This is a genomic window from Nonomuraea sp. NPDC049784 (genome assembly GCF_040659615.1).
Taxonomy (GTDB): domain Bacteria; phylum Actinomycetota; class Actinomycetes; order Streptosporangiales; family Streptosporangiaceae; genus Nonomuraea.
Genome location: NZ_JBFAMX010000461.1, coordinates 1 through 8,346, shown reverse-complemented (window position 1 = coordinate 8,346; position 8,346 = coordinate 1). Strand labels below are relative to the sequence as shown.

Sequence of the window (8,346 nt, the reverse complement as noted above, 5' to 3'; positions counted from 1 at the left end):
GGCGCCCCAGCTCGGGCGGCGCGGTCAGGATGCGGTGCAGCACCGGCGCCACCGAGTCCTGCCCGAACGGCGCCGTCGCGTTGGCCGCGAAGCACATGGTGGCACCCCACGAGAACACGTCCGCCGCCCCCGTGACGGCTGACGCCGTGATCTGCTCGGGCGCCATGTACGCGGGCGTGCCCACTCCCCGCCCGCTCACCGTGGCCGCCGCGTCCAGGGCCCTGGCCAGGCCGAAGTCGATCACGCGCGGCCCGTCGGACCCGAGCAGCACGTTCTGCGGCTTGAAGTCCCGGTGGACGATCCCCGCCCGGTGGATCGCGGCGAGCGCGGTGGCCGTGCTGACCGCGAGCCGCTCCAGCGCGCCGCCCCGGCGCGGCCCGGTCAGCGCGACCTCCCTCTGCAGCGAGGGCCCGTCGACGTACTCGCTCACGATGTACGGCCGGCCCTCGTCGAACCCGGCGTCGACCACCTGGGCCGTGCAGAACCTCGCCACGTGCTTGGCCAGCTCGACTTCCCGCAGGAACGCCGCCTGTTCGTCGCCCACGGGCCCGTGCAGCAACTTGACCGCGTATGTCTCCCCGCCCCTGGAGCCGAGGAACACCGTGCCTTGTCCGCCCTCACCCAGCCGTCCGGAAAGCGCATACTCCCCGAGTCGCTGTGGGTCCCCCGTCCTGAGCGGCTGCGCCGTTGGCACGGGGCGCCTCCCCTCGCCGCCACCCGTTCCTGCTCTCTACTGAAGGCAACGGGCCGCGTTCAGTCAACGGTGCTCAGGGCAATCGCTGCCTGACCGTGACACAGCTGGTCAAGAAGCCCGTGCGACCGTACCCGAATACGTAACTTCGTCCTTACCCTGGCGCGTCACCTTGATGGCCATCCGGTTCGAGTCGGACATCGGGAACATCCGCAACGTTCCCGGATAGCACTCGCTGCCCGTGACCTGATCGAGGGTGAAGACCGCCCCTCTCCCGCTGCGCCCGAGCCGCCCGGAGCAGTGCAGGTCCGCTCCCCACCGCATGGCCCCGCCGTCGGCGCCCATGCGCAGCTCCACGGGGAAGACCCGGTGTGCGGTGAAGTGCTCGGCGGAGCCCGTCCACGTGCCTTCCAGCCCCGGCCCTTCGGCTCCGCGCACCCAGAACACGAACCCGGACACCGCCATGGCCACCCCGGCCGCAGCCACGACCATCTGCCAGGGCCGAACCCGTCTGCGGGACGGGACCTCCGGTGAGGTGTCGCGTGCGACGGCGGGAAAGCTCGTGGTGGGGTCGGGGTCCATGATCCGGCCGGGGTCGGCGCTGGGCGGCGCGGTCTCGATGACCAGCCGGAGCCCGGCCGTAGCGGGGTCGCCGGCGGCCGGAGCGCGGGTGGGTGCGGGCTGGTAGGAGCCGACGGCTGCCTGCGCGCCCGTCGACAGCACGTCGCCGCCCGCCGCCGCCTGGCCCAGCAGCCGCCGCAGCACTTCCTCCGTGCCAGGCCGGTCCCCCGGCTCCGGCGCCAGGCAGGCCTCCACGATCTCCCGCAGCCGCCCGGTCAACGCCCCGAGGTCCGGCTTGCCGTACAGGATCCTGGCGAGGATCTCCTGGTAGGTGTCCGCCTTGTACGCGTGCCGTCCCGTGGCGGTGTACACGACGGTCAGCCCCCAGGCCCAAAGGTCGGCGGCCGGCCCGGCGGGCTCGCCCTTGATGCGCTCGGGCGCCAGGTACGCCGGGGTGCCGACGGGCATCACGTTGGTCGTGGCCGCGGTGTCCATGAGCCGGGCCACACCGAAGTCGATCACTCGTGGTCCGTCGATCCCGAGCAGCACGTTGCCCGGCTTGAAGTCGCGGTGCACGACGCCGGCCCGGTGGATGGCCCCGAGCGCGGTGGCGGTGCCGATGGCCAGGCGATCCAGCGAACCGCCCAGGCGCGGCCCCTTGGCGACGACGTGCTCCAGGAGCGAGGGCCCCTCGACGTACTCGCTGACCAGGTACGGGCGGTCGCCTTCGAGGTCGACGTCGAGCAGCTGGGCCGTGCAGAACGCGGCCACCCTGCGTACCGCCTCGACCTCGCCCAGGAACCTGCGCCGCACGTCCGGATCACCGGACAGGCTGGCGTGCAGGAGCTTGACCGCGACCTGGGCCCCCTGCGCGGAGTGGCCGAGGTAGACGACGCCCTGACCGCCCTGGCCGAGCCTGTGCGACAACCGGTACGACCCCAGCTGTCGCGGGTCATCGGCTCGGAGTGCGGACATATTTCTCGATTATGCCGGGCTTTCGATCAGCCGCGCGTACTCATCAAGGAACGGCAGCACCGCATCCGCGGGCCCGCTGGGCAGCGAGGCCACCGCCTCCTCGATGCCGAGCCCGGCGAAGTAGTCGAGCTTCTCCCTTGTCGGCAGCGTCCCGAACGGGATCACCTTGGCCATCGGCCGGCCCGCCTTCTCGCACGCCTCACGCAACATCGGCAAGGCCGTCTTGATCCCCTTGCCGCCGATCGGCATCCAGCCCTCGGCGTACTCGGCGACCTGGGCGAACAGCTTCGGCCCCGCGGCGCCGCCCACGTACACCGGGGGCCCGTCGAGCGGCTTGGGCCAGGACCAGGACGGCTCGAACCCGTCGAACGACGCCACCTCGTCCCGCCACAGCGCCTGCATGGCGAGCACGTTCCGCCTGGTCACCTCGCGGCGGCGGCCGTACGGGACGCCGTGGTTCTCGATCTCCTCGACGTTCCAGCCGAAGCCGACCCCGACCACGACGCGCCCGCCCGACAGGTGGTCGAGCGTGGCGATGGCCTTGGCGGTCACGATGGGGTCGCGCTGGGCGGCGAGCAGGATGCCCGTGCCGACGCGCAGCCGACGCGTCGCGGCGGCGGCGAAGGAGAGGGCGACGAGCGGGTCGAGCGTGCGCTTGTACTCCTCCGGCAGCTCGTCCTGGCCCGCCGCGGGAGGGGTACGGCGCGAGACCGGGATGTGGGTGTGCTCCGGCACGTAGAGCGAGTCGAAGCCGCGCTCCTCCGCCGCTCTGGCGAGGTCCTGGATCGGCATGGCCAGATCCGTGGCGAACATCGTGAGCCCGAGCCTCATGCGATCCCCTCCTCGGCGAACCAAGCGATTGCTCGGTTAAGATTTCCAGAGTACCTTGCAGAAGACCGTCCCGCGGAAAGAGGTACCCGGTGAAGTTTTCTATCTTCCTGAATCCGCAGATTCCCGGCTCCGGGTACGCGGCCGAGGAGAACGCCAAGGCCAGGCGACCCATCGGGCGCGACACGGAGTCGTACCAGAGGCTGCTGCACGAGGTGCGGGAGATAGCCGTGCACGCCGACCACGTCGGTTTCGACGCGCTGATGATGACCGAGCACCACTTCCATTCGGAGGGCATGGAGTTCTCGGTCAACCCGCTGATGTTCCTCACCGACCTGGCCGCCAGGACCGAACGGATCCTGCTCGCGCCGCTGGGCCTGGTGCTGCCCGCCTGGGACCCGATCAGGGCCGCGGAGGACGTGGCGCTGCTCGACCAGTTCTGCAAGGGACGGCTGCGGCTGGGCGTTGCGCGCGGCTACCAGAACCGGTGGATGAACGTGCTGGGCCAGCGCTGGCACGCGGCCGCCGCGCGTTCGGACGGGTCGGCGTCCGACACGCGGAACTTCGACGTCTTCGGCGAGGTGCTGAAGATCATGAAGATGGCGTGGACGCAGGAGACGCTGCGCTACAAGTCCGACGTGCTGGACTACCAGGTGCCCTATCCGTATGAGGGCATCGAGGGCTGGCCGGCGCTGGAATGGACCCGGACATTCGGCGCGCCGGGCGAGCTCTCCGAGGACGGGAAAGTGCAGGCCGTCTCCGTCTGCCCCAGGCCGTACCAGAACCCCCACCCCGAGCTGTGGCAGCCGTTCACGATCTCGGACCGGTCGGTCATCAGGGCCGCCCAGGAGGACATCCTGCCGTGGATGTTCACCCCCAACCCGGACGACCACGCGGCCAAGGCCAAGCTGTACCAGGAGGAGTCCGCCAAGCAGGGCCGCCACTACAAGCTGGGCGAGCACACCGGCATCCTCAAGATCGTCGGCATCGCGGACACCACCGAGGAGGCCATCAACACCTTCGGCCGCAGCATCCCCAAGGACTTCGCCGCCTTCTTCGGCCCCTTCGGCTACCTGGAGGTGCTGCGGAAGAAGGAGGACGAGAAGCACAAGCCCATCTCCCCGGAGAAGGGCGACGCCAAGCGGATGAACGACGTGGAGATGGCGCTGTTCGGCACCCCGGACGACGTCAAGCGCGGCATCCAGCGGATGCTCGACCGGATGCCCGACCTGGAGTGGTTCGGGCTCTACATGCAGGGGCAACAGGGCGTGCTGCCGCTGGACACGGTCAAACGGAACCTGGAACTGTTCGCCACCAAGGTCATCCCGGAGTTCCAATGAGGTTCTGGCTGGGGGCCTCGTTCGTCGACACCGACCAGTTCGTGGAGCTGGCGCGGGCGGCCGAGCGGTGCGGGTTCGACACGCTGACGTTGTCGGACCACCTGTTCTACGCCGACTTCGCCTCTCCCTACCCGTACTCACGGTCGGGGCGGCCACGCTGGGACGCGCGTACGCACTGGCCGGACGTGTGGGTGACGATCGGCGCCATGGCCGCGGTCACCACGTCGCTCCGCTTCTCCCCGAACGTCTACATCGCGCCCGCCCGCGACCTGTTCACCGTGGCCAAGCAGGTGTCCACGGCCGCGGTGCTGTCGAAGGACCGAGTGACGTTCGGGGTGGGCGTGGGGTGGTGCAAGGAGGAGTTCGCCGGTACGGGGCAGGACTTCCACACGCGGGGGCGGCGCCTGGACGCGATGCTCCCGGCGCTCCGCTCGCTCTGGACCGGTGAGACGGTAGCGCTCGACGGCCTCCCCGAGCTGTCGATCTCCCCCACCCCGGCCCGGCCGATCCCCGTTTACGTGGGCGGCGACAGCGAGGCCGCCCTGCGGCGCGCGGCGCGCCTGGGCGACGGGTGGATCGGGAACCGGATCTACACGGAGGAGCAGCTCGACCCCGTGCTGGACACGCTGCGGCGGCACCTTGCCGAGAACGGCAGGACCGAGCCCTTCGACATCATCGCCCCGCTGGCGGTGCTGCCGGACGCCGACACGTACCGCCGCTTCGCCGCCAAGGGCGTGACCGGGACCATGGCCGCGCCGTGGTGGCTGGCCACCCCCGAGGAGAAGGCCCGGTACGGGGAGGGGACGCTGGAACTCAAGATCGCCACCATGGAGCGCTTCGCCGAGGAGGTCATCGCCAAGCTCTGAGGCACATCATGCTCGCCGCCATCCGCGCCCGCGCCACTCGAACTCCCTAGGCGCCTTCGGCGAGGTTTCCCAGGATCCGTCGCAGCATGTCCGTGACCTGCGCGACCTCCTCCGGCGAGAACCCCGCGAAGACCTGGTGACTGATCCTCCCGAAGATCGGCGGCAGGCTGGGCACCAGCGCCCGCCCCTCATCCGTCAGCTCGATGACGATCGAGCGCCGGTCCTCGGGATGCCGGGCCCGCCGCAGCAGCCCCTTGGCCTCCAGCCGGTCGAGCAGCCTGGTCATCCCGGCCGTGTCCGTACCGAGCCGGCTCTTCAGCAGGCTGGGCGTGCTGTCACCGCGCGACGCGTGCAACAGCAGCGCGGCCTGCTGCGCCGTGAGGCCGAGGGGGGCGAGGCGCCGCTCGGTCTCAGTGTTCAGCTCCCTGCCGACCTGGACGAGCAGCGACCCTCCCCCCAGGACCAGTTCGAACGTCGACTGCGGCGCACGGTTCTCGTTCATCTCCAGAGAATATCCTGCGTAGACACTTGCTGTCGCGACAGCTACAGTCGTGACCATGAATGACACACACGTCTTGATCGTGGGAGGCGGGATCGCTGGATTGTGCCTTGCCCAGGGCCTGCGGCGGGCAGGTCTCGGCGTCACCCTCTTCGAACGCGACCCCTCGGCGGCCCACCGCCCCCAGGGATACCGCATCAGCCTCAAGGAGACCGGCGTATGGGCGCTGCGGGCCTGCCTGCCGGACCACCTGTTCGACCTGGCCGTGGCGACCTCCATCCGCCCGGCCACCCGCATGATCTTCATGGAGACCGATCTGCGGCCCAAGTTCGCCAAGGACATCCCGGAGCAACAGCCCGGCCTGGACGGCCTTGGCGTCAACCGGCTCACGCTCCGCGAGATCCTCATGTCGGGGCTGTCGGATTCCGTCCGTTTCGGCATGGACTATCAGCGGTACGAGCGGCTCGCCGGCGGCCGCGTACGCGCTCACTTCGCGGGCGACCAGAGCGTGGACGGCGATCTGCTCGTGGGGGCGGAGGGCGTCGGCTCGCGGGTCCGGGCGCAGCTGCTGCCCGACGCCGTGGTGGACGAGCTCGGCTGGGGCCTGTACGGCAGGACGTGGATCACCCCCGAGCTGCTGGCCGCCACGCCGCCGGAGCTGGTCGACTCGTTCAACCGGGTCATCGCCCCTGACGGCACCGCCATCTCCATCGCCGCCTGCCGTCCGCTCACCCCCGTACCCGAAGCCGTGGCCCGCCACGCCCCCGGCGCGCGGCTGACGGACATCCCCGGCTACTTCTCGTGGACGCTGAGCGTGCCCGGCCCCCGCCCCGACGACGTGCCACCCACCGCACTGCACCGGCTGGCCATGGACACGGTGCGGGGCTGGCACGAGGGCGTGGGGCGCATCGTGCGCGAGGCGTCGCCGGAGGCTACGTTCGTCCTGCAGACCCACTCGGCGCGGAGCGTGGAGCCGTGGGACGACCCCCTCGTCACGCTGATGGGGGACGCCATCCACAGCATGAGCCCTGGGCGGGGCGAGGGCGCCAACGTGGGGCTCCGGGACGCCCACGTGCTGAGCGACCTGCTCGGTGCGGCCGCGTCCAAGGGGGAACCCCTCGCGGTCGCCAAGGCGGGGTACGAGCGCCGCATGCTCGACTACGCCTTCACCGCCGTCGACGCCTCCCGCGACCACCCATTCGCACCCTTCCGTCCCCCTGCCACCTGACCCACCCTCCGGTCCTTCCTGCCGCCGGGCGGCCGTCCTCCACCACACCGGTGGGGTGCGGGATGCGCGTCTCTCCCTGGCGACGATACGCACGACCTTCCCCAGCGGCGCGCAAAGGACGCCCGGCACGTGGCGGCGCCCCCACCGCACACGTTGCGCCGAACTCCACCGCACGCCAAACCGCCGACCCGGCGCCGGTGAGGTGCGGGACGGGGCGTGCGGCCTTCTCCGGCGGCGCGGAGAGGGCGCTCGGCGAGCGGCGGACGAGAGCGACGCGCAGCGGGCAGCCGACAACGGACGACGAGCACCGGACGGTGGACGGTGGGCGGTGGACGGTTGGCTAAGGACGGTGGCGAGGGAGGGGCGGTGTGGGGTGAGGGCGAGAAGGGGTGGAGATGGGCGATAGCCTCATCCTGTGCTGGAAAAGATCGCAGCCACCCGTTATGTGACCCCGTTGCGGGAGGGCGGGTCGTTGCCGGGCGTCGTCGAGGCGGACGACCTGGGCACGTACGTGGTGAAATTTCGTGAGGCGGGTCAGGGCCGGCGGGTGCTGGTCGCCGAGATCATCGCGGCCGAGCTGGGCCGCCGCCTGGGGCTCAAGATCCCCGACCTCAAGCTCATCGACCTCGACCCCCAGCTGGGCATCAGGGAGCCGGACGAGGAGGTGCAGGACCTGCTCAAAGCCAGCACCGGACTCAACCTGGCGATCGACTTCCTGCCCGGCGCGCTGGGGTTCGAGCCGTTGGCCTGGGTGGCGGATCCGGTGTTCGCGGCGAAGGTGGTGTGGTTCGACGGTCTCATCCACAACATCGACCGCAGCTGGCGCAACCCCAACCTGCTGATCTGGCACCGCGACACCTGGCTGATCGACCACGGGGCGGCGCTCTGGTTCCACCACAACTGGAAGACGGCCGACCCCCAGCGGAAGTTCGACGCCGGTGACCACGTGCTCGCGCCGTACGCCGGTGACGTGCAGGCGGCGGGCGCCGAGCTGGCCGGTAAGATCGACCGGGAGCTGCTGGAGACCGTGACGGCGCTGGTGCCCGACGAGTGGCTGGACGGCGAGCCCGGGTTCGACGGGCCGGAGGCCGTGCGCGAGGCGTACGTCGACCATCTGCTGCAGCGGGCGCACGGCCCACAGGAGTGGCTCGTGCGTTCCGAGGCGGAGGCTCCCAGGACAGGGCCGGGATCCGTGGGCGAGTTCTGGCGGGGAGGCGGCCGGTGACCAGGGACGTCTACGAGTACGCGGTGATCCGCGTGATGCCCAAGGTGGAGCGCGGCGAGCTGATCAACGTCGGCGTGCTGCTCTACTGCCAGCCGCGTGGTTACCTGTGTGCCCGGGTCGAGCTCGACCCGGG

9 protein-coding genes are annotated in these 8,346 nt (G+C 70.7%); 5 read left to right on the top strand and 4 right to left on the bottom strand.

The genetic code is table 11. The features are described 5' to 3' along the window. The 3 genes from AB0J09_RS47850 to AB0J09_RS47840 all read right to left on the bottom strand — a co-directional run. Nucleotides 1-694, bottom strand: a 694-nt coding sequence (locus AB0J09_RS47850) for a serine/threonine-protein kinase (protein ID WP_360707091.1), incomplete at its 3' end; no start/stop codon positions are given. A gap of 108 nt (nt 695-802) precedes the next feature. Next, nucleotides 803-2,227, bottom strand: coding sequence for a serine/threonine-protein kinase (locus AB0J09_RS47845; protein WP_360707088.1), 1,425 nt, complete (start codon nt 2,225-2,227; stop codon nt 803-805). 9 nt (nt 2,228-2,236) lie between these two features. After that, nucleotides 2,237-3,058, bottom strand: a complete 822-nt coding sequence (locus AB0J09_RS47840) for a TIGR03619 family F420-dependent LLM class oxidoreductase (protein WP_360707086.1) — start codon at nt 3,056-3,058, stop codon at nt 2,237-2,239. A gap of 89 nt (nt 3,059-3,147) precedes the next feature. On the opposite strand from AB0J09_RS47840, the gene AB0J09_RS47835 reads away from it, so the two are divergent. Further along, nucleotides 3,148-4,395 (top strand): LLM class flavin-dependent oxidoreductase, encoded by a 1,248-nt coding sequence (locus AB0J09_RS47835; RefSeq protein WP_360707083.1) that lies wholly within the window; start codon nt 3,148-3,150, stop codon nt 4,393-4,395. Next, on the top strand, nt 4,392-5,261 hold the full coding sequence (locus tag AB0J09_RS47830; protein ID WP_360707080.1) for a TIGR03619 family F420-dependent LLM class oxidoreductase: 870 nt from the start codon (nt 4,392-4,394) through the stop codon (nt 5,259-5,261). The genes AB0J09_RS47835 and AB0J09_RS47830 overlap by 4 nt, the downstream gene beginning before the upstream one ends. A 46-nt stretch (nt 5,262-5,307) precedes the next feature. Here the strand turns inward: AB0J09_RS47830 and AB0J09_RS47825 are convergent, their stop codons facing one another. Then, nucleotides 5,308-5,763 (bottom strand): MarR family transcriptional regulator, encoded by a 456-nt coding sequence (locus tag AB0J09_RS47825; RefSeq protein ID WP_360707077.1) that lies wholly within the window; start codon nt 5,761-5,763, stop codon nt 5,308-5,310. Between the two features lie 55 nt (nt 5,764-5,818). On the opposite strand from AB0J09_RS47825, the gene AB0J09_RS47820 reads away from it, so the two are divergent. The 3 genes from AB0J09_RS47820 to AB0J09_RS47810 form a co-directional block, all read left to right on the top strand. Next, nucleotides 5,819-6,988, top strand: coding sequence for an NAD(P)/FAD-dependent oxidoreductase (locus AB0J09_RS47820; protein WP_360707074.1), 1,170 nt, complete (start codon nt 5,819-5,821; stop codon nt 6,986-6,988). Nucleotides 6,989-7,403: 415 nt separating this feature from the next. After that, nucleotides 7,404-8,213, top strand: a complete 810-nt coding sequence (locus tag AB0J09_RS47815) for a HipA family kinase (protein WP_360707071.1) — start codon at nt 7,404-7,406, stop codon at nt 8,211-8,213. Then, nucleotides 8,132-8,346, top strand: a 215-nt coding sequence (locus tag AB0J09_RS47810; protein WP_360707068.1) for a DUF3037 domain-containing protein, incomplete at its 3' end; no start/stop codon positions are given. The genes AB0J09_RS47815 and AB0J09_RS47810, both read left to right, overlap by 82 nt.